The sequence below is a fragment of the Galactobacillus timonensis genome (assembly GCF_900240265.1).
In the GTDB taxonomy this organism is placed as follows: domain Bacteria; phylum Bacillota_I; class Bacilli_A; order Erysipelotrichales; family Erysipelotrichaceae; genus Bulleidia; species Bulleidia timonensis.
Genome location: NZ_LT964739.1, coordinates 370,491 through 389,968 on the forward strand (window position 1 = coordinate 370,491; position 19,478 = coordinate 389,968).

Genomic DNA, 19,478 nt, shown 5'->3' on the forward strand with positions numbered 1-19,478 from the left:
CATGCCATTTTTTCCTTTCTTAGTTTTCACCGAAACTTGACTTACATTTCACAAATCGTATTTTCTGCATAGCCAAGCCACATATTGCCATTATCAATCCGATCTCCAGTATGCTATAATCACTTAGGTTCCTAACTATCTGTAGAAAAACAAACCGTTTTATTGTCAACCACAGGAGAACTTATGGCCGATTCCACGATCCGATCCATCCAGATGCTGTCCCACGCAATGACCCGCCGCTCCATGACGACGGCCCCAAAAAACGTCTATTCCTCCGCCGAAGGAAGAGTACTGGCATACCTGTTCGAACACTATCGCCAGGAGATCTATCAGAAAGACATCGAAGCCGAATTCAACATCCGCCCCGCCACCGCAAGCGGACTTCTAAACAACATGGAGCACAAAGGCCTCATCACCCGCACCAAATCACGTCACGACGCCCGCCGCAAAGCGATCCACCTCTCCGACGGCGCCTCCCATTACCGTCCCACTGTCGCCAATGAAGAAAAAACGATGGAGCGCACCCTGACCAAAGGCATCTCTGACCAGGAACTCTCCATCTTCAATAACATTGTACGAAAAATGATCTCAAACCTCTCAGACCAGTGACCGCACCATCTCCCTGAACATTCCGCGGTACGCGGCCTGATCCAGCTTCATCGCAATTCTGCTGTTGAATGAATCCGTCTTTTCCGGATCGATGTGACACATCCCGTTGGTCTTCAGATCCGAAAACTCAATCTGGGTATATGCATCTTCCCACGATATGATTTCCGACACCAGCATCGCAGCCGCCGCAATCGGATCATGCAGAGCCTCGCCTGCCCGAAACACAATCAGATCCCTCATCACCGACGCAATCAGGGAATCACTGTGCCCCGACATCACGTCAAACTCCGCCGGCGTAATGATACAGTCCCGCGTCACATTGAGACCGACCATATCAATCGGAATCCCGCTTTCAAACACAATCCGCGACGCCAGCGCATCATGGCCCATGTTGGCTTCTGTATACGGACCGATATTGCCACGGTCCGTCGTACCGCCCATCATCACAATGCGCGACACATGAGCCTTCAGATCCGGATACTTGCAAAGCGCAACCGCAACATTGGTCAAAGGACCAACCGTCACTAACACAATCGACCCAGCTTCCTTCGCCTGCGTATAGATGAAATCCCAGGCTCTCTCCTTCACCAGTCCATGGTTCGAAACCGGAAGATCCACATTTCCCATCCCATTTGCACCATGGAACTTCGCAACTGGCGCACCAAAGGGACGCGTCAAATACTGATCCATTCCCCGTGCCACCGGAATATCACCACAGCCCAGTAACGACAGCACATTCAGCGCATTCTGCGCCGTTACTGCCGTTGTATTGTTGCCGCCTTCCGCAGTTACGCCGACGAAGTGAATCCGATTTCGGTTCGAACATAACATCGCAATCGCAAAGAAATCATCCACGCCGGGATCCGTATCCAGAATCACTGAAACCATATTCCCGTACTCCTGATCATACATGTTTCAAGACAAACTTTTTTCCACGCCCGATCCTGTCCAGCTGAACAATGTAATCCTGCTGCACATGGCCAATTACATTAACTTTTGGATCCGCGGGAAGATCCTTGCGCATCAGCTGCACCTCTCCGCAATAGCGAAGATACTTCTCATTGTCCATCGTAATGGAACCGCGCACACGTTTTCTAACATCAGGGTCCGGTGCTTCTTTCCTGCCCGAAACTCCGGCATAGGTTCTGGATTCTTCCGCTCTGACCAGCCACGAAGGCGAATCAATACGGCACGTAAACACGCGATCATAATAATCCTCATACCCACTGTTCAATTGACACGGAACTTCAATTATGTCTTCCATCGCAAAGGTACGCATCCGTTCCACTTCCGCTTCACTGACCCCCGGATCACCAACAAATACCGTATCAATCCCAAACCGGTCCAAAAGATCAATATAGCCCACCGAAGGAGGAAGATTACGATGCGCCTCCAGCGTCGGTAATCCCTCATACAAAGGTCCGCGCCGGATCAAATCCCCCGGAACAAAGGCGGCCGTCTGCAGCCCCAGCGCCTTGAGAGCCGCTGTCGACTCCTTCAGATATTCTTCATCCAGTCCCGTTTCCGGACGCGGATAAAAATTATGCATCGCCACCACCGGATATTCCGCACGGGCAAGAATGATCCGCGCCTCATCCGCCTGTAACGTGGACGCATTCACGATGACCGGCATCGCTCCGGCGGCTTCCGCAATCTCTTGTGCAGAAAAGCCGAAATCAATGCGCACACCATACAGATGCAGCTTCTCTTTCAACTGCAGAACAGAAGAGGTATGAAAGCGGCCCGGCGTATCTTTTTCAATATCCGCAACGATCTTCATGCCGGCATCATTCAGCCGCCGACAAAGCTCCACCATCTCCTGTTCATAGGTATCCGAATATTCTTCACGAATATGCAGAGACAGAAAAACAGGCGCACCGCCTGCAGAACATTCTGCAGACGGTATGCGCCCATTCCTGTATTCCGCAAGATAAACAGAATAGCCAGGAAGATTATGCATTCGCTACTTCCTCATCTTTTACCATGAGGTTGGTAATGACATAGCCCATGACATAGGAGATCACAAGACCAACGCCATAGCAGAGAACCGAATTCACAGCCCCGTGCGGACCAGCGGTCATAACAAACAGAGCCAGCAGTCCCGAAGGTCCCCATGTCGTAGCCGCAACTTCCGTTGCCATCGCAAAGGCACCACCGAAGCCTGCGCCAAGACCAGCAGTAATAAACGGCTTGCCCATCGGAAGCGTAACGCCATAGATCAACGGCTCACCAACACCAAGGAAGCCCGCCGGAAGAGCACCGCGAATAATATTGCGCATACGCTCGTTGCCAACCTTCTTTGCTTTTCTTGCAATGGCAATCGCGGCACCAACCTGTCCTGCACCAGCCATTGCCAGCGCCGGATACAGCATAACGTAGCCAAACTGCTCAAGCTGAACCGAGTACAGCGCAACCAGACCATGGTGCATACCCATCGCAACCATCGGCAGGAACAGAGCCGCACTGACATAGCCCGAAATGACGCGGACAACGATGTTATCACTCATGCAGAGAACCTGAACAATCCAGCACAGACCGCTCGAAATCAGACCGCAGACCGGCATCACAACGAAGATGTACGGAATCAGTGTAATGATCAGCGTCAGAATCGGCGTAAACACGATATCGAGCGAATCCGGCATCTTCCGACGAATTGCCTTCTCAATCTTCACCATGAAGTAAACGCCGATGACCGCCGCCAGAACGCCGCCGCGTCCGCTGCGCAGAATGGAATCCAGCGGAACATCCGCATTGAACCAGCCGATTGCCTGTGAAATCACATTGATGCCATCAAGACCGGTGATCATACCAAGCATACCGCCAAGGATCGGCGTACCACCGAAGCGCTCCGCAGCACGATAGCCTGCCCATGCCGTCAGATATGCAAGGAATGCAGAATTGATCAGACCCAGCAGGTTAACGAGAACATTCAGGAACGTATTATCCGCAAATCCCGGTACCAGCTGCTTGATGAGCGTCGCAATACCTGCACACAAACCAGCAGCGATAACACCCGGAATCAGCGGAACAAAGATCTCACCGAACACCTTCAGAAGATCGCGTACCTTATTCGGCTTCTGTCCCGCCTTGACATTCGACTTGTTCGTCTTCCAGTCATTGTTGGTGCTGACGGCATCGGCCGCGTTGCTCGGGATTCCCATATCATGGCAGATATCTGCACATTTGCGGCACTTGCCCGGTCCCACAACAACTTCAATGTACCCGGGGCGATCATGGACGATGCCCAGAACTCCTTCGATTGCCTTCAGTCCCGCTTCATCGATTTTGGCATCATCACTCACCTGTACCCGAAGACGGGTCTGACAGTTGGTAGCCGAGCGTACATTGTCCTTTCCACCCAGCTTTTCGAGCATTTGTTTCACAAGTTCTTCATTGGTCATACAACATTTCCCCTTTCCTATTATTGATGAAGAATTGCTTTTCTAACATGTCCGTCTGCCTGCGCAAGGCGCTGCTCCGCCTCTTCTTTGGTGCAGTCTGCCAGAATCATCGTGATCGCCGTCTTGCACCGGCCGCCGGCTGAGGCAATGGTCCGCTTCGCCGTTTCGCGATCGACCCCCGTCGCCTGCATCACAATGTTTTCCGCGCGCACCTGCAGCTTCTCGTTGGAGAGCACCACATCCACCATCAGGTTTCCATAGGACTTTCCAATCTGAACCATGGCCGCAGTCGAAATCATGTTCAGAATCATTTTTTCCGCCGTGCCGGCCTTCAGACGCGTTGAGCCTGTCAACACCTCCGGTCCCACAACGACATCGATTGCACAGTCGGAAGCTTTTCCGATCGCCGATCCTTCGTTGCATGTAATGGCCGCTGTCCGGCAGCCGATCGACTTTGCATATTCAATTCCGCCGATCACATAAGGCGTACGACCGCTTGCCGCAAGGCCGATCACAAGATCATTCTGAGCCAGGTTATGATCCTTCAGATCCTGTGCACCAAGCTCCCTGTTATCTTCCGCACCTTCGACCGCTTTCATGATGGCCGATGGTCCCCCGGCAATCAGACCAACAACCGTATCGGCAGAAACACCGAACGTCGGCGGGCACTCGGACGCATCCAGAACACCGAGTCTGCCGCTGGTTCCGGCTCCCATATAGAAGATACGGCCGCCCTGGGACAGTGATTCGGCACCCCATTGAGCCACCTTTGCGATTTCCGGAAGATGCGGCCGGATCGCAGCCGGAATTCCGGCATCTTCCCGGTTCATTTCCGTAACGATCTGCAGCGTCGTCATTTCATCCAGATTCATTGTGTCCGGATTCCGCTGCTCCGTCGTCATTTTTTCCAGGTTTAAAGCCAAAAGGATCTCCCCTTTCTTTTGATTATGATTCTGTGTCTCAAAGCTTTGATGCTTTCAATATAATGCAAACAAACATTATTTCAATAATGCATGTTTCGTTTGACACATTATTTCACATTTTGCATAATTTTCTCAGGAGTTGTACAAATTTATGAAAAATGTCCTTATCCTTCTGCGCGAAAATCTGCCGCAGATGAACACCGCCGAACGCGCAGCAGGCGACTATATTCTGAGCCACCCGCACGAGGCCGCCTCCCTGAGCATCCATGCGCTTGCGGACGAATCATTCACATCGGTGTCAGCCGTTGTCCGCATGTGCAAGAGCCTTGGCTTTCATGGCTATAAAGACTTCCGCAAAAGTCTGACTGTTGAACTTGCGCTCCAGGATGAGCACATGGTCCTTTCGCAGGATGAGATCCGCAAAGGCGATTCCACCGAAGAAATCATCCGCAAAATCACCTGGCAGAATATGCAGTCCCTGCAGGAGACGCAGCGCATCATGGACCCGGCCGTACTTCACAATTGCGCCGAACAGATGCAGAAAGCGGACCGCGTACTCCTGTTTGGCATGGGCGCCTCCTTTGTCATCGCCAGAGATGCCTATCTCAAGCTGCTTCGCATTAACAAGCCGTGCGTCATCAGTGAAGACTGGCATCTGCAGCTGGTTACGGCCCGCAGCAGCACGCCGAAGGACCTGGCCATCATCATCTCCTATTCCGGTCACACAACGGAAATGATCACCTGCGCCAAAGCGCTGCGCCAGAATAAGACGCCGATCCTTGCCATCACCCGTCCCGTCAAGTCAGAGATCAGCGACCTCGCTGATCTGAAGCTCTATACAACATCGAGCGAATCTCTCTTCCGCTCCGCCGCAATGGCAAGCCGGATCTCTTCACTGAATATCATCGATATTCTCTACACCGCTTACGCCAACATGGACTACGACCACAGTCTGCGCCAGCTGCGTAAAACCCATATTGAAAAAAACTCCTGACTGATCACGGTATTTTGGACAGCTCTGCCTGGATCGTAAGATGCGAAAAGACGCCGGCTCTATGACACGGCGTCTCTTGTTGTCTCTCTATTTTCTTAACGCAAGACCATCATGGAAAGCCCTGCCAACCACTTCACCAACCCGACGGTACACACCGGCATACTCATCGAAACAGATCAGTTCCATCTTTCCAAGATCCACTTTTCCATCCGTGAGAATACTTTCATCAGCGAAGACATGAACGATCTCGCCCACCAGGATCCCGTCCTCGAAGCTCTTTACCCGGCACTCCAGCGTCAGCGGATATTCCTCAATCACCGGCGCATTGACATATGCACTCTTATGCACATGGACACCGGCTTTTTCGATCTTGTTTACGTTCCTTCCGCTTTCGACACCGAAGTAATCCGAGATCACAAGCGTCTTCACCGTCGCAAAGGCAACCGTAAAGGCACCCGTCTTCATGAAGTTGTCCGTCGTCTTGTGCGCACCAAGCGAAATACTCAGTTCTGCCGTATCACTCTGCATGCACCAGGCCGCGTTCATGGCATTGGGAACACCATTTTCATCATACGTCCCAAGGATGGCAACCGTCTGTGGCGCAACAAAACCCTGGCTTCCTTTGAACTCCATCGCCTGCCTCATTCATCCGGCCAGCTGCACAGCTGATAGTACAGCGCCTCATAGCTGCCGGCGCTCTTCTCCCAGCTGACATCCGTGGTCATTGCCGATTTGACCAAACCTTTCCAGCCCGGACGATTGTCATAGTACTGGCTCACTGCCCAGCGCAGCGTATAGGCCATATCATCGGCATTGGCCGCATAGAAGCTGAAGCCGTTGCCTTCACCCGTATACTGGTTGAACGGCTGCACTGTATCCTTCAGACCGCCTGTCTCACGAACCAGCGGCAAAGCACCGTAATGCATCGCGATCAGCTGACCGATTCCGCACGGCTCATAGAGCGACGGCATCAGGAACAGGTCGCAGCCCGCATAGATCTGATGCGCCAGATCCTCGTTATAGCCGCAGTAGTAAACGGCCTTGCCCTTGTAGGTCGCTTCCATCCACTTGAACGCATCTTCCGCAGCCTTCTCGCCAGTGCCCAGAACGACAAACTGAACATCCATGCCCAGGATCTCCGCCAGCTTGTCCGTAATCAGATAGATCCCCTTCTGGTTCGTCAGACGCGAAACCAGTCCGATCATGCACACATCGTTGGTTTCCTTGAGCCCCAGCATCTGCTGCAGCGCAAGCTTGTTGGCCTTCTTGCCCGATACCCACGTACGAAGATCATAGTTCTTGGCAAGACGCGGATCCTTCTTCGGATTCCAGGTATTGGTATCGATGCCGTTGACAATACCGACAAGATCATCGCGGCGGTAACGCAAAATGCTGTCCATACGCTCGCCGAAGCTCGCCGTCAGAATCTCCTGCGCATAAGTCGGAGAAACAGTCGTCACCTTATCGGCATAGACGATGCCGGCCTTCATGAACGAAATGCCGGAATCGAACTTGATCGAACCATTGTCGAAATAGTAGTAATCCAGTCCCAGGCAGCTCGGCAACATATCAACTCCGAAATTTCCCTGGAATGCCAGATTGTGAATCGTAAAGATATGGCGAATGTTCTGATACCGCTGATCATCCGCATAGCACGCATGGCAAAGCAGCGGAATCATGCCGCACTGCCAGTCATTGGACTGAATGATGTTGGGCCACCAGTCAATGAAATAGATCATGTCCAGAACCGCACGCTGGAAGAACGCAAACCGCTCCCCGTCATCGTCATAGCCATAGAAGCCGTCACGCTCAAAGTAGCCCTGATGCTCAATGAAGTAGTAAACAACGCCATCGACCGTCGCCGTATAGTAGGTCGCCGGCTGATCGATCCAGCCCGAATGTACCTGAATCGTACCCAGACGCGTCAGCTCATCATAGTGCTTCTCAATGACACTCTTATACAGAGGCAGAACGACACGCACATCGTGGCCCCGTTTTGCCAGAGTTTTCGGAAGGGAGCCGATGACGTCCGCAAGGCCGCCGGTTTTGCAGAAGGGAAGCCCCTCCGAAGCCGCAAATAGAATGGATCTGCCCATAGCTATATCTCCTGTCGAATTGAATCAGATACGGTCCCGACGCCCGACATACACAGGCTTCTCATCGGTACCTTCCAGCTTTTTGATATGGTGAACCATCGCATACTTATCAACGATCACATGATCCAGCTTCACATTATCGTCGATGAACGAATGCGGAAGAATGATACTGTCAGTAACGACAGCGCCCTTGCCGACATGCACATCACGGCTGATGATCGAACCCGTCACCGTACCATCGATCTCCGCACCGTTTGCGATAAATGAATTGGAAACCGAACTGTCAGGCGAAAAACGCGTCGGACATGAGTCGTGCGTCTTCGTATACACCGGCCATCCTTTGCGGAACAGCTGCTGAGCCGTCTTGAGATCACGCAGCTCCATCGAAATACGATAGTACTCCGACAGCGAATTGATGCAGCCGACGAAGCCGCGGACACCGTAGCCCTTCATGTCAAGATCCTTCACCTTGTCATGCAGAATGTCCTTGAACCAGTACAGAGACGAAACTTCTGCCGCCTCCTTGACCAGCGAAATGAACAGATCCTTGCGCATCACATAAGCTTCCATCGAAATGGTCTCATTCTTGCGCGAGCCACGGTTCTTGCCGAACGCCGTGATGCTGTGCGTCTTATCCATTTCCAGCGTATCGCAGCCCAGGAACGCCCGCTTACCGTCATTAGTCGACGTATAAAGAATGGTCACATCCGCTTTGGATTCAACATGCTGCTTCAGCACATCATTGAAATCAATGGAATAAACAAAGTAGCTCGGCGCAATAACGACATAGGGATTTGGATCCAGCTCAATGTACTGCATATTGAGCAGATAGTTCGCCACATCATGGTTGTATACCTCCGACGAGAACGACTTCTCGCCATACAGAATCCGTAACATGCCGCGCTTCGAGTTGATGTTGTAATGACTGCCGTCACCGAGATGCTCAAACAGATTCCGCGGCTTCTCTTTGCAGTAGACCTGCACCGAGTCAATGCCGGAATTCGTCATATTGCTCAGGATGAAGTCGATGATCCGGTAACGTCCCATGAACGAAATTGCCGGTACCGGACGATAATCGCCGAGACCTTCAATCGTAGCTGTATTATCTTCAAAAGTAACGATTCCAAGTGCCTGCATATCCGTCTCCCTTACGCCTCCCTGTCACATGCGACCAGTTCGATGTGTTCGCTGTTCTTTGAGCCGACGGAGGAACCTGCCTTGACGACAACGTCATCCGCAACGATGCAGCGCGTAACCGTCGCATTGTCCTCAATGATTGCGTCCGGCATAATGACAGAATCAATGACCTTCGCGCCCTTGCCGATCCGGCAGTTGGTACCGATCACCGAATTCTCCACCGAACCCTCAATGACAGCACCCTGCGTAATGTAGCAGTTGCTCACCTTCGCATCCGGACCGATGTATTGCGGAAGGGCGTTCACATCCTCCGTATAGATGCGCCAGTTCTTGTCCGAAAGATCCAGATCACTGTCCTCCTTGATCAGATCCATGTTGGCTTCCCAGAGCGAATCAATCGTTCCGACATCCATCCAGTACCCCTTGAACTGGAAGGCCGCCAGACGGCGCTTATCATTCAGATATGCCGGAATGATATCCTTGCCGAAGTCATGATGACTCTCCGGATTCTTCATATCCGCAATCAGATACTTCCGCAGCAGCTTATAGGTGAAAATATAGACACCCATCGACGCAAGATTGCTCTTGGGATGTTCCGGCTTCTCCTCAAACTCCGTAATCATCCCGTTGGCATCCGTATTCATGATGCCGAAACGGCTCGCCTCACGCAGCGGAACCGGACGAACCGCAATCGTCAGATCCGCCTGCTTCTCCAGATGGAACTGCAGCATCTTCTCGTAGTTCATCTTGTAGATGTGATCGCCCGAAAGAATCAGCACATAATCCGGATTCATCGAATCCAGAAAATCAATGTTCTGACTGATCGCATCCGCCGTACCCCGGTATTCCTCCAGGCCGACTTCACTTCTCTCACGAGGCGTAAGCACGTAAACACCGCCATCATTCGTGTCAAGACCCCAGGAATGATCGCGGGCTACATAGGAGTTCAGAAGAACCGATTCATATTGTGTTAATACGCCAACACTTTTGATATTGGAATTGGCGCAGTTGCTGAGTGGAAAGTCAATGATCCGGTAACGACCGCCGAAGTGGACTGCCGGCTTAGCGATTTTCTTCGTCAGGTCGTGCAGACGAGAACCGCGGCCGCCCGCAAGGATCATAGCTACCATGTTATTCATAACAAGTCACTCTCCCCGGGTTGATTATCCCCTGATGTAAGATCATTATAACTTGAAAAGATAGGGCGAAACACAAAAAACACCGCCCATGCCCGTATATACATGCATACATCACGGCAGATCCGGAATCTGCCAGTCCATCGGTTCCTTCCCGTGCGTGCTCAGAAACTCATTTGTCCTCATAAAATGACCGCACCCGAAGAAGCCGTGATACGCACTCAGAGGTGAAGGATGGGCCGCCTCCAGCACCAGATGGCGCGAACGATCAATCATCCCCGCCTTATTGCGCGCATTGCGCCCCCACAGAAGAAACACGACCGGATCCTCTTTCTCATTGATCTTCATGATCGCATGATCCGTAAACGTCTCCCAGCCGTGTCCCGCATGCGAATTGGCTCTGCCCTCTTCCACGGTCATCACGGTGTTGAGCAGAAAGCATCCCTGCTTCGCCCACGGCATCAGATAGCCGTTGTTGGGCATCCGGCAGCCAAGCTCATTGTGCAGCTCCGTAAAGATATTGACCAGCGAAGGGGGAAGCGGGGTCCCGGGCAGCACGGAAAAGCACATCCCGTGGGCCTGATGAGGCTCATGATAAGGATCCTGACCCAGAATCACCACCTTGATATCCTTGTATTCACATGCCTCAAACGCCGAAAACACCTTTGCCTTCGGCGGATAGACAACCTTTGTCGCATACTGCTCATGCACAAAGGCCGAAAGCTCTCTGAAGTAGGGCTGCTGCCACTCCTGCTGCAGCCAGGGCCACCAGTCATTATGAACCATCAAGATTTCCTCCCGCCTATCGTAGTTGTACCGGAATCCTTTTTCTCTATCTGGCTTGGAAGATCCTCGCCATCGAGCCATGCCGCAATGTCAGCCGCCACAGTACTCATCGACCCGTCCTCATCCGTAAACGAATCATAGGAAGCCATCTCCGTATACCGCTTCGTCCCCTGATCCCACGCATCATAGATTGCTTCATCATCGCTCAGCACCAGCCGCCGATAGCTTCCCGATACCAATAATGAAGAACTCAGCAGCGAATTCCACTCGTTCCAATAGGACAGAGGATACTCCCCAACCAGAGCCTTCAGATCCGGTTCTTCCGCTTCCAGAGCCGCACGCGCCTCCAAAACCGTATCCTCATCCAGCCCGTAATAGGAGCCGAACAACGAAAGACCATCGTCCGCGTAGGGTACATCCATGAGCACCAGTCCCTTGGTCATCTCATAATGCTCATTCATCTCACCAAAGCCAAGTCCCCCGCTGACACCGCAGCCAACATAGAAGATATTCGTCGCATCCACCGCGTACTGATCCAGATGATGTATCGTCCAGGCAAGATCCTGATTCATCAGAAGATCCAGCGACCATCCGTCTTCTTCCGTCAATAACGGATCCTCATAGCTGCGCATATCATAGCGGATGGTCGCTACACCGGCCGACGCCAGCGCATGTGCCAGCTGCCGCCGGAAGGCAGGATCACTGCCCGACGCATCCATCCCGTCACTGAGGCCTGCGGGCATCAATATGCCAATATAGGGATAATCATGATTCTTCGGCAGGGTCAGAATCCCGTTAACCGCCGGATCACGGCCAGCCTTCACCGCCACTTCCGTATAATCATCCGTCTCTTCCACTTCAGGCACTGCCGGCAGTTTTTCAAAGTACAGCGACAGCACTTCACGATTCTCGTCCATGCGCACCCGCAGACGCACCTGCGTATCACCGGCACCGACCGTCGCAAAGCCCGTAATCAGATCGCCATCCATCCGTGCACAGTCATCAATGACCCGGTCTCCGTTCACGCCGTCAGACGCAGAGAGAAACGCATCCTGAAGCTGCGAAGGCGAATGGTTCTGCCAAGAGGATGACGCAAAGAAAGCACTGATCGCATCCCAGTCATTCTGCACGACATAGCGCGCAAGAGTCTCTGCCCGGGCAGCGACCGAGTGAAAATCCGTCACTACCGGTACGGGCGAAGAAGCAGGTGTCGCAGACGCGGATGTAGATGATGAAGCAGACGAATAATCACTTCCGCACCCCGACAGCAGCACCGCCGCCATCACAACAGAAGAAACAACTTTTTTTAAACGCAGTCCCATAAACACCAGTATACGCTAAAACCCGCAGGGCAATCCCCCGCGGGCATAATTAACAATGATTTCAAAGCGGCCGGCGCTCAATCACCGAACGGATCATCCCGATGATACGAACGCTGCGCAATGAACGCCAGAATCGCGATCGCAACAGCCACACCGATCAGAATATCAACGCCATACCGTTCCAGGAAGGAACTGCCGCCGGACGTACTGCTGTTACTGTTACCGCCATCAGCGGCACCTGCGGTGCTGGTGCCTGTGCTGCCTTTAATGTAGTTTTCCACATCCTTATCAAGCTGCTCGAATGTACGTGCACCGCCTGTTAACAGCACCGTATTGAACTCAACCGCATCGTAGGAAGAGCCAAGCGCATCCTCCGCCTCCTGCTGGTAGGTAAGGAACTTTGCCATCCCGTAGCCGTAGGGCAGAATGACTCCCGGCTGCGACACGACGAAGTCATAGAGCGACTGCGCCGAGTCACTGTTCAGCCCCAGCTGATCCAGCCAATCCGCAAGGTCTTCAACCGTATAGCCAAGACCGTTCACCGCCAGATCCGCCGCCGCATCCATCGTATAGCCAAGTGTCGTATTGATCTTCTGCATCTCGGCGACGTTGGCACTCAGAGAACTGTGCGCGAACTGGTTGACTTCCGCATACATCGCCCAGCCCTCGGTATAACCGATCTCGCTGATCGCCGCATGAATCGGATTCGGATTCGTGTTGAGGAACCACGTCGTCTGATACAGATGCCCCGGGAAGCCCTCATGCGCCAGCGTCCCGTACAGCTCATTGGTATCACTGATATTGCTTCCGTTGATCTTGATCACATTGTCGGTCGGATCATCGATCGGCGGATTCACATAGTAGGCCATGATCGAATCATTGGCCACACTCGGATCCAGATACGAAGCCGTATAGGTCACATCCGGACCGGCCGGATAATCCTGCAGATTGTTCTGAAGCTGATTGAGAATATCCTCCGGCGAAGTCACATCCACCGTCTCGGAATCAAACTCATCGTAGATATTGGGATCCTTGCGATAGAGATTGATCATCTCTGTCACCTGATCACTGATAAAGCTGTTCAGGAAATCAAACTGCTCCTGCACCGAAAGCGACGTCGAAGACTTTGACCGCGCCAGTGCCTCGTAGTATTCCTTGCCCCCGTTGGAATAATTGCAAAGTCCGCCCTCATAGTTCGCCGATCCCCGCAGCTTCTCCAGTTCTTCGCCCGCTTTCGCATAGGCCGGAATATAGGAATTCAGCACCAGATCACGGTTCTTCGCCTTGTAGTCCGCACGCTGCTCATCCGTAAGGAAATCGGCCGCATCCATCGCCTCATCGAAGATCACGATCAGCTGATTATCATCCGTCTTCTCCGTAAACTTCGAAATGTCGCTTTCCGTATCATCCAGCTGCGAATCACTCAGAAAGAACCCCTGGGCCGCCTGCTGCTTTGTCAGTTCCAGCGCCTGATCAATGTAATCCGGAACCGTTGCCAGAACCGCCAGATAATCATCCACATCCTCCTGCCGGTAGAACACGAACTCCGTAAAGTTCGTAAGCAGATTGTTGATGATGCCGCTGGACGAATTGAACAGAGAATCCAGCATCGGATAGCTGTTGAGATCAATGGTCTCCTGCAGCGAAGCCTTGTAGGTATCGTAGTCCGTCTTCTGCCTGTCACTGAGAGAATCGTAGTCAAAAGCCTTGAGCTTCTTCAGTGACTCCTCGGCGGACTGCTTCGCATCATCGTAGCTTTCTTTGCTTGCATCCCCGATCGTGAGATCCGGCTTCTCGATGCCATAGGATTCATAGTCCTTCACCGCAAAGTGCATGGACATATAATCCGATTCCATCGCCTCTACGAATTCCTGCGTCAGGAAATCATCAAAGTCCGCATTGTCCGCATTCTCTTCGCCATACACCGGCACAAGGCCACCCAGGCCAATGGCCCCGGCCATCAGGAACGCCGCAGATTTATACAGCAGTTTCTTCATCTTTTCTCTCCAACGGTTTCTTCAGCACCAGCACCGAACACATCGGCACCGTCACATCATTATACAGGTTTTCCCCCGATTCCCCGTTTTCATCCAGCAGGAACGCCATCGGCGCATCCAGATGATACGAATGCGCATTCCAGTCACCGTTGACGATCACCAGCACCTCGGCGGCACCGATTTCCTCATCCGGAACATCGATCTGATAGAAGACAACCGCACTGTCCGGGTTGCGGAACTGCACATGTTTCGCAATTTCCTCCGCCGTCCGCAGCCGGAACCCCTTGTAGCTTTTCCTGAGCGTAATGCACTTGCGCATATAGGCAATCAGCTCCCGGTCATAGAACGCACGGTCCCAGTTCATCTGATTCACCTTGTCACCGGCATTGTAGGAATTCGTATTGTCCATCTTCGTATCCGCAAACTCAAAGCCCGCATGGATAAACGGAACACCCTGCGCCGCACAGGTCACAGCCATCATCATCTTCATCCGCCGGATCCGCTGTTCCCGCGGCTCATCCCTGCAGCAGAAGTGCATCTTATCCCAGATCGTCGCATTGTCATGCGTCTCCATCGCATTGATGCTCTGATCCGGATTATCAAACCGCTGAAAGTAGGGCGCCGGCTGCGTATGAGCTGCCAGCACCGAGCACATATCGAAGCCCTGCGCCGTATTGCCCGTCAGAAAGCCGCGCTCATACTTGCGATCATCCGCCGCCGAGCCCCGGCTCACATCACGGAACGTATCATTGAAATGACCGATCGTCGGCATCTGACGCTGGTTGTAGATCTTCGCCTTATCCTGCTGCGGAAGCGCCGTCGGCAGATCCCACCCCTCGCCATAGATCATCGCATCCGGTTTGATCGCCCGGCACGCCTTTGCGAGCATGTTCATGGTTTCAACATCGAGAATGCCCATCAGATCAAACCGATACCCGTCCACATGATACAGCTTCATCCATGTCGTCAGAATATAGGTCAGATAGTTGCGCATCATCGGCCGCCGCGACTCCAGATCATTGCCGCACCCTGAACCGTTGCTCAGCCACCGGTTGTCCGAATAGCGGAAGAAATAATATGGACACGTCTTCTGCAGCGCACTGGCATAGGCATCGTAGAGATGATTCAGCACCACATCCACATTCACCTTGATGCCCCGCGCATGGAACGCCGTCACCATCTTCCGGAACTCAATCATCCGCGCATACGGATCCTCCGGTTGACAGGAATACGAACCCTCCAGCGTCAGAAGATTGTCCGGATCATAGCCCCAGTTATAGGAACGGTCCGGATGCAGCTCATCAACCGTCGCAAAATCACTGACCGGCTGCACCTGCACATGCGTCACGCCAAGGTTCTTGATATGGCTGAAACCCGTTGGAATGCCCTTCCACGTCGTACCGTCTTCCGTCAAAGCCATATACGTCCCGTGAACCGACGTCCCCGTTTCCAGAGAGCTCGTCATATCACGGATGTTGCACTCATAGACAATCGCGTCCACCATCGACTCCAGCCGCGGCAGAAGATAAAGATCCTTCACCTGCTCCAGAACCCGGGGATCAATGACTGCCGAACGCTTGCCGTTGGCCGTCGAACTCAACGCATAGGGATCAACCGTCGACACAACGGTCCCATCCCGCTCCAGCACATAGACATAGGTCGAATGCGAAAGATCACCTTCCGCATTGGCCCGCCACACACCCTGAATGCCCCGCTTCATCGGATACACCTTCAGATCACCCGAAGCCGAGCGCACATGGACCGCCGCCTCAACAGCCGTCGGCGCCCAGAGCACAAACTGCGTATGTTCAGGCGAATACTGGGGACCCAGCGGCCCATCATAGTCAAACTGCCGGTCAAACTCTTTGGTCTGCGTAATGAAGCGCATCTGCAGCGGCGTATGCACACCATGGTCCCCCCACAGCGTATACGAATGCCCAAACTCAAAATCCGCCGGAATCGTCAGCTGGTAATGCGTCTCACTGTCGTGCTGCTCAACGCCCGCAATCAGACATTCCATCGCCTTTCCACGCTCATCCAGCAGATAAAAATTATTCATTACACCGCCGTTATACGAACGGCTGACCGTCGCCGTCACCAGTCCATAATCATCGAGATACGCCTGCAGAACCCCCATCGTCGCCCTCCTACGTGTTTGCTACATTATACGCAAACATCCTTATTTTGCATCAAACAGCAGCCACACCGCCGCAAACCTGCCAAGCCGGATCGTAATCCGGTTCTTTTTCCCCGTTGAGAAAGCGCCGTCATTGACCATACCGCTGCCACCCCAGACCACCGCATCCGAGTTCAGAATTTCCTTTCCCCTGCCCGCAAACGGAAGATAGAGGTCATACACAGGAAATGACTGCGTCCCCGCATTCAGGGCGCATACAAGCCATTGTTTTCCAGCGTGGCGGGCAAATACGAACACCGCCGCATGCACATCCACCCACGTAAAGGAGGAAGAATCATATTCATTCTGATACAGAACCGGAACACTTCTTGCAAGCATGTTCAGATTCTGAAAATAATGATGCAGCGCATCATGGAGCGGATAGGAAAGAAGATTCCAGTCCAGCTGCCGCTTCTCATCGAATTCACGGAAGCTGCCGAGTTCATTGCCCATGAAGTTCAGCTTCTTGCCCGGATGCGCAAACATGTACGCATATAACAGACGCACCTGCGCAAACTTGTCCTCATAGCTGCCGTACATCCGGTCCAGAATCGTCTTCTTGCCATGCACATTTTCATCATGGCTCAACGGCAGAAGGAAGTGCTCTGAACTGAAGTAATTCATCGAAAACGTCAGAATCCCTTCCTGCGAAATGCGATACTGCGGCGCCATCGAAAAATACCGCAGCGTATCATTCATCCAGCCAAGATCCCACTTATAATCAAAGCCAAGACCACCATCCGCAGTCTTCTTCGTCACTCCGGGATAGGTCGTTGAATCTTCCGCTATTTTCATCACCGAGGGAAACTCTTCCGCAAGCGCACTATTGACCTGCTGAACCCATTCAATCGCTGCCGTATTCACGCCCCGCCGGCTGTCACCGTTCCAGTACACAAGGTTGCTGACGGCATCGAAGCGGATCCCGTCCATATGATAGGTACGGCACCAGAACAGTGCCGCCGATAACAGGAACGAACGCACCTCGCCCCTTGCAAAGTTGAAATTCAGCGTTCCCCAGGGGCTGTTGGCATCCTCATAGCGGCTGTACTCATACAGCGCCTGTCCGTCAAACGACGCCAGACCGTAGCTGTCGCGCGCAAAGTGGGCCGGCACAAAGTCAAGAATCACACCGATGCCGCGCTGATGACAGGCATCAATGAACTCGCAGAACTCATAGGGATTGCCATAGCGCGACGTAACCGAATAGTAGCCCGTCGTCTGATAGCCCCACGAGCCATCGTAAGGATACTCGGTCACAGGCATCAGCTCAATATGCGTAAAGCCCATGGAACTGACATACGGCAGAAGCTCATCCTTCAGCCGCGTATAGGTATAGGGATGGTCCTGGGGATCATGGCGCCAGCCGCCCGCATGTACCTCATAAATCGACACCGGCGCATCTTCATTATTGTTCCTCTTCAGCATCCAGCTCTGATCGTGCCACGCATAGTCGTGCAGATTGTAGACCTTGGACGCATTGGCAGGCGGCGTCTCACTGTAGAAGGCATAGGGATCCGCCTTGTCCATCGCCCATCCCCGATTGCTCAGAATGTGGTACTTATAGCTGTCCCATTCCTGAACGCCAGGCACAAAGAGAGAGAACACCTCCGGATCCTGTGTCCGCTCCATGACATATTCCCCATCATTCCAGTCATTGAAACTGCCGAATACCGTTACCTGCCGCGCATGCGGCGCAAAGACAGTGAAGCGAACCCCCTGCGAACCCTCATAGGAAAAATGAGCGCCGAAGAGATCCGACGCCTTCCGGCAGGTACCTTCATGAAACTCGCGCAGAAGTCTCTCATAGTTCCCGCCGCTCATAACAGCACTCCCAGCACGATCAGAAACTGACCGATGAGATAGGTTTCCATGATACCGTGTCCACTGTCACCGCCCCATTCCTCCAAGCCGATCAAGGAATCGGAATAAACAAAGAGGAGGCTCCCGATCCAGCTCAAAACCGATCCGCCCCCGCGCATCGCCATGCATGCAGCGACGCTCATCAGACACAGCACACCGCCATAGCCAAGGCAGACATTGCGAATGACGGGCAGCGGAAAACGAATCCGGTTCAAAACAGACCACCCATAGGCAGCCATCATGAACATGACCAGAACGACCACATCATCAAACACCAGCCCCTGCTGAACAAACAGAAGAATCCGCAGCACATGGCCGATGCCGAAGCTGATCACCCCCGCTAACAGCGCCCGGTGCCTGCGGCTCATCAGAAACACATCGCCAGCCCAGTCAAACGCCAGGGCTGCCGCCAGCAGCCATTGAACCGAGGAAGCCGAAGACAGATAGAAAACAATCAGCGCAGGCATCAGAAAAGGCTTCAGGCAGCGGCTGCCGCCGGACTTTTCCGACTGTATCGAATCATATACACCAAAGAGAATAAAACAAAGAAGCGAGAACAGGCGCACCATAGAGTCTCCAATCAAGAAAGAGAAGAGCAGAGAAATAAAAATCGGAGAACACCCGCGGGCATTCTCCGAATGATCAGTTACTGTAGTTCAGGCAATGACCTTCTGGGCGCGAAGAACTTCTTCAATCGTCTTGACTGCGATATCTTCATCGTCACCGTCGCATGTCACAGTAATCTCGGACTGCGTCGGAATGCCAAGCGACATAACACCCATAATGGACTTCATGTTTACGGTGCGGCCTTTATAGGACACCTTGACTTCACTCTTGAACTTGCTGGCTGCGTTTACTGCGACCGTTGCAGGACGAGCGTGCAGTCCAACCGGATCTACAACAGTTACGGAAATCTGCTTCATATCAAATTCTCCTCCTCAAGCACTAATAGGATTTTATCGCATCCATTTTCCCATTACAAGCGGTTACATCCCTTCATTTATTCACATCCCGGTTCTTTTCACTGATTGTCATGTGTTG

The 19,478-nt window shown here is 52.8% G+C and carries 17 protein-coding genes; 2 read left to right on the forward strand and 15 right to left on the reverse strand.

Features of this window, described 5'->3' with window-relative positions:
- The first annotated feature begins 183 nt into the window (after nt 1–183).
- The gene (locus C1714_RS01710; RefSeq protein ID WP_102341565.1) at nt 184–609 is read left to right on the forward strand and encodes a MarR family winged helix-turn-helix transcriptional regulator; all 426 of its coding nucleotides are present in this window, start codon (nt 184–186) and stop codon (nt 607–609) included.
- Here the strand turns inward: C1714_RS01710 and C1714_RS01715 are convergent.
- Genes C1714_RS01715 through murQ form a run of 4 tightly spaced genes read right to left on the reverse strand, consistent with a single transcriptional unit; the run spans nt 598 to nt 4,933 of the window.
- A complete protein-coding gene (locus tag C1714_RS01715) occupies nt 598–1,497 on the reverse strand; it encodes a nucleoside hydrolase (protein ID WP_167849890.1) in 900 nt (299 codons plus the stop codon). The two genes, C1714_RS01710 and C1714_RS01715, sit on opposite strands and share 12 nt — an antisense overlap.
- Nucleotides 1,498–1,513: 16 nt before the next feature.
- Complete coding sequence (locus C1714_RS01720; protein ID WP_102341567.1) at nt 1,514–2,569, reverse strand: MupG family TIM beta-alpha barrel fold protein; 1,056 nt, start codon at nt 2,567–2,569, stop codon at nt 1,514–1,516.
- Nucleotides 2,562–4,010 (reverse strand): PTS transporter subunit EIIC, encoded by a 1,449-nt coding sequence (locus C1714_RS01725; protein ID WP_102341568.1) that lies wholly within the window; start codon nt 4,008–4,010, stop codon nt 2,562–2,564. The genes C1714_RS01720 and C1714_RS01725 overlap by 8 nt, the downstream gene beginning before the upstream one ends.
- A gap of 20 nt (nt 4,011–4,030) precedes the next feature.
- A complete protein-coding gene (gene murQ / locus C1714_RS01730; protein WP_102341569.1) occupies nt 4,031–4,933 on the reverse strand; it encodes an N-acetylmuramic acid 6-phosphate etherase in 903 nt (300 codons plus the stop codon).
- A gap of 151 nt (nt 4,934–5,084) precedes the next feature.
- Here murQ and C1714_RS01735 point away from each other — a divergent pair, with 151 nt between their 5' ends.
- Nucleotides 5,085–5,927, forward strand: a complete 843-nt coding sequence (locus C1714_RS01735; RefSeq protein ID WP_102341570.1) for a MurR/RpiR family transcriptional regulator — start codon at nt 5,085–5,087, stop codon at nt 5,925–5,927.
- A gap of 87 nt (nt 5,928–6,014) precedes the next feature.
- On the opposite strand, the gene C1714_RS01740 is transcribed toward C1714_RS01735, so the two are convergent.
- The 11 genes from C1714_RS01740 to C1714_RS01790 form a co-directional block, all read right to left on the reverse strand.
- Nucleotides 6,015–6,560 (reverse strand): flavin reductase family protein, encoded by a 546-nt coding sequence (locus tag C1714_RS01740; protein ID WP_210115230.1) that lies wholly within the window; start codon nt 6,558–6,560, stop codon nt 6,015–6,017.
- A gap of 8 nt (nt 6,561–6,568) precedes the next feature.
- Complete coding sequence (gene glgA, locus C1714_RS01745) at nt 6,569–8,023, reverse strand: glycogen synthase GlgA (RefSeq protein WP_102341572.1); 1,455 nt, start codon at nt 8,021–8,023, stop codon at nt 6,569–6,571.
- A 24-nt stretch (nt 8,024–8,047) separates the two neighbouring features.
- Entirely contained in the window at nt 8,048–9,160 is a 1,113-nt protein-coding gene (gene glgD, locus C1714_RS01750) for a glucose-1-phosphate adenylyltransferase subunit GlgD (protein WP_102341573.1), read from the reverse strand.
- Between the two features lie 11 nt (nt 9,161–9,171).
- Nucleotides 9,172–10,299 carry a glucose-1-phosphate adenylyltransferase gene (locus tag C1714_RS01755; protein WP_210115231.1) on the reverse strand — a complete coding sequence of 376 codons (1,128 nt, stop codon included), beginning with the start codon at nt 10,297–10,299 and terminating at the stop codon, nt 9,172–9,174.
- 111 nt (nt 10,300–10,410) lie between these two features.
- Nucleotides 10,411–11,082 carry a uracil-DNA glycosylase gene (gene ung / locus C1714_RS01760; RefSeq protein ID WP_210115303.1) on the reverse strand — a complete coding sequence of 224 codons (672 nt, stop codon included), beginning with the start codon at nt 11,080–11,082 and terminating at the stop codon, nt 10,411–10,413.
- Nucleotides 11,082–12,404 carry a hypothetical protein gene (locus C1714_RS01765; RefSeq protein WP_102341574.1) on the reverse strand — a complete coding sequence of 441 codons (1,323 nt, stop codon included), beginning with the start codon at nt 12,402–12,404 and terminating at the stop codon, nt 11,082–11,084. Before C1714_RS01765 ends, ung begins: the two co-directional genes overlap by 1 nt.
- 77 nt (nt 12,405–12,481) lie before the next feature.
- Nucleotides 12,482–14,401 (reverse strand): DUF885 family protein, encoded by a 1,920-nt coding sequence (locus C1714_RS01770; RefSeq protein WP_102341575.1) that lies wholly within the window; start codon nt 14,399–14,401, stop codon nt 12,482–12,484.
- Nucleotides 14,382–16,538: a type I pullulanase gene (gene pulA, locus C1714_RS01775; protein ID WP_102341576.1), complete on the reverse strand. Its 2,157-nt coding sequence runs from the start codon at nt 16,536–16,538 to the stop codon at nt 14,382–14,384. Before pulA ends, C1714_RS01770 begins: the two co-directional genes overlap by 20 nt.
- 42 nt (nt 16,539–16,580) lie before the next feature.
- Nucleotides 16,581–18,398, reverse strand: a complete 1,818-nt coding sequence (glgB, locus tag C1714_RS01780) for a 1,4-alpha-glucan branching protein GlgB (protein WP_102341577.1) — start codon at nt 18,396–18,398, stop codon at nt 16,581–16,583.
- Nucleotides 18,395–19,006, reverse strand: a complete 612-nt coding sequence (locus C1714_RS01785; RefSeq protein WP_102341578.1) for a lysoplasmalogenase family protein — start codon at nt 19,004–19,006, stop codon at nt 18,395–18,397. Before C1714_RS01785 ends, glgB begins: the two co-directional genes overlap by 4 nt.
- A gap of 87 nt (nt 19,007–19,093) precedes the next feature.
- The gene (locus C1714_RS01790) at nt 19,094–19,360 is read right to left on the reverse strand and encodes a phosphocarrier protein HPr (protein ID WP_102341579.1); all 267 of its coding nucleotides are present in this window, start codon (nt 19,358–19,360) and stop codon (nt 19,094–19,096) included.
- Nucleotides 19,361–19,478 lie beyond the last annotated feature (118 nt).

Coding starts and splice junctions, on each gene's coding strand:
- C1714_RS01710 (WP_102341565.1), top strand. CDS start 184: ATGGCCGATTCCACGATCCGATCCATCCAGATGCTGTCCCACGCAATG.
- C1714_RS01715 (WP_167849890.1), bottom strand. CDS start 1,497: ATGGTTTCAGTGATTCTGGATACGGATCCCGGCGTGGATGATTTCTTT.
- C1714_RS01720 (WP_102341567.1), bottom strand. CDS start 2,569: ATGCATAATCTTCCTGGCTATTCTGTTTATCTTGCGGAATACAGGAAT.
- C1714_RS01725 (WP_102341568.1), bottom strand. CDS start 4,010: ATGACCAATGAAGAACTTGTGAAACAAATGCTCGAAAAGCTGGGTGGA.
- C1714_RS01735 (WP_102341570.1), top strand. CDS start 5,085: ATGAAAAATGTCCTTATCCTTCTGCGCGAAAATCTGCCGCAGATGAAC.
- C1714_RS01740 (WP_210115230.1), bottom strand. CDS start 6,560: ATGGAGTTCAAAGGAAGCCAGGGTTTTGTTGCGCCACAGACGGTTGCC.
- glgA (WP_102341572.1), bottom strand. CDS start 8,023: ATGGGCAGATCCATTCTATTTGCGGCTTCGGAGGGGCTTCCCTTCTGC.
- glgD (WP_102341573.1), bottom strand. CDS start 9,160: ATGCAGGCACTTGGAATCGTTACTTTTGAAGATAATACAGCTACGATT.
- C1714_RS01755 (WP_210115231.1), bottom strand. CDS start 10,299: ATGAATAACATGGTAGCTATGATCCTTGCGGGCGGCCGCGGTTCTCGT.
- ung (WP_210115303.1), bottom strand. CDS start 11,082: ATGGTTCATAATGACTGGTGGCCCTGGCTGCAGCAGGAGTGGCAGCAG.
- C1714_RS01765 (WP_102341574.1), bottom strand. CDS start 12,404: ATGGGACTGCGTTTAAAAAAAGTTGTTTCTTCTGTTGTGATGGCGGCG.
- C1714_RS01770 (WP_102341575.1), bottom strand. CDS start 14,401: ATGAAGAAACTGCTGTATAAATCTGCGGCGTTCCTGATGGCCGGGGCC.
- pulA (WP_102341576.1), bottom strand. CDS start 16,538: ATGGGGGTTCTGCAGGCGTATCTCGATGATTATGGACTGGTGACGGCG.
- glgB (WP_102341577.1), bottom strand. CDS start 18,398: ATGAGCGGCGGGAACTATGAGAGACTTCTGCGCGAGTTTCATGAAGGT.
- C1714_RS01785 (WP_102341578.1), bottom strand. CDS start 19,006: ATGGTGCGCCTGTTCTCGCTTCTTTGTTTTATTCTCTTTGGTGTATAT.
- C1714_RS01790 (WP_102341579.1), bottom strand. CDS start 19,360: ATGAAGCAGATTTCCGTAACTGTTGTAGATCCGGTTGGACTGCACGCT.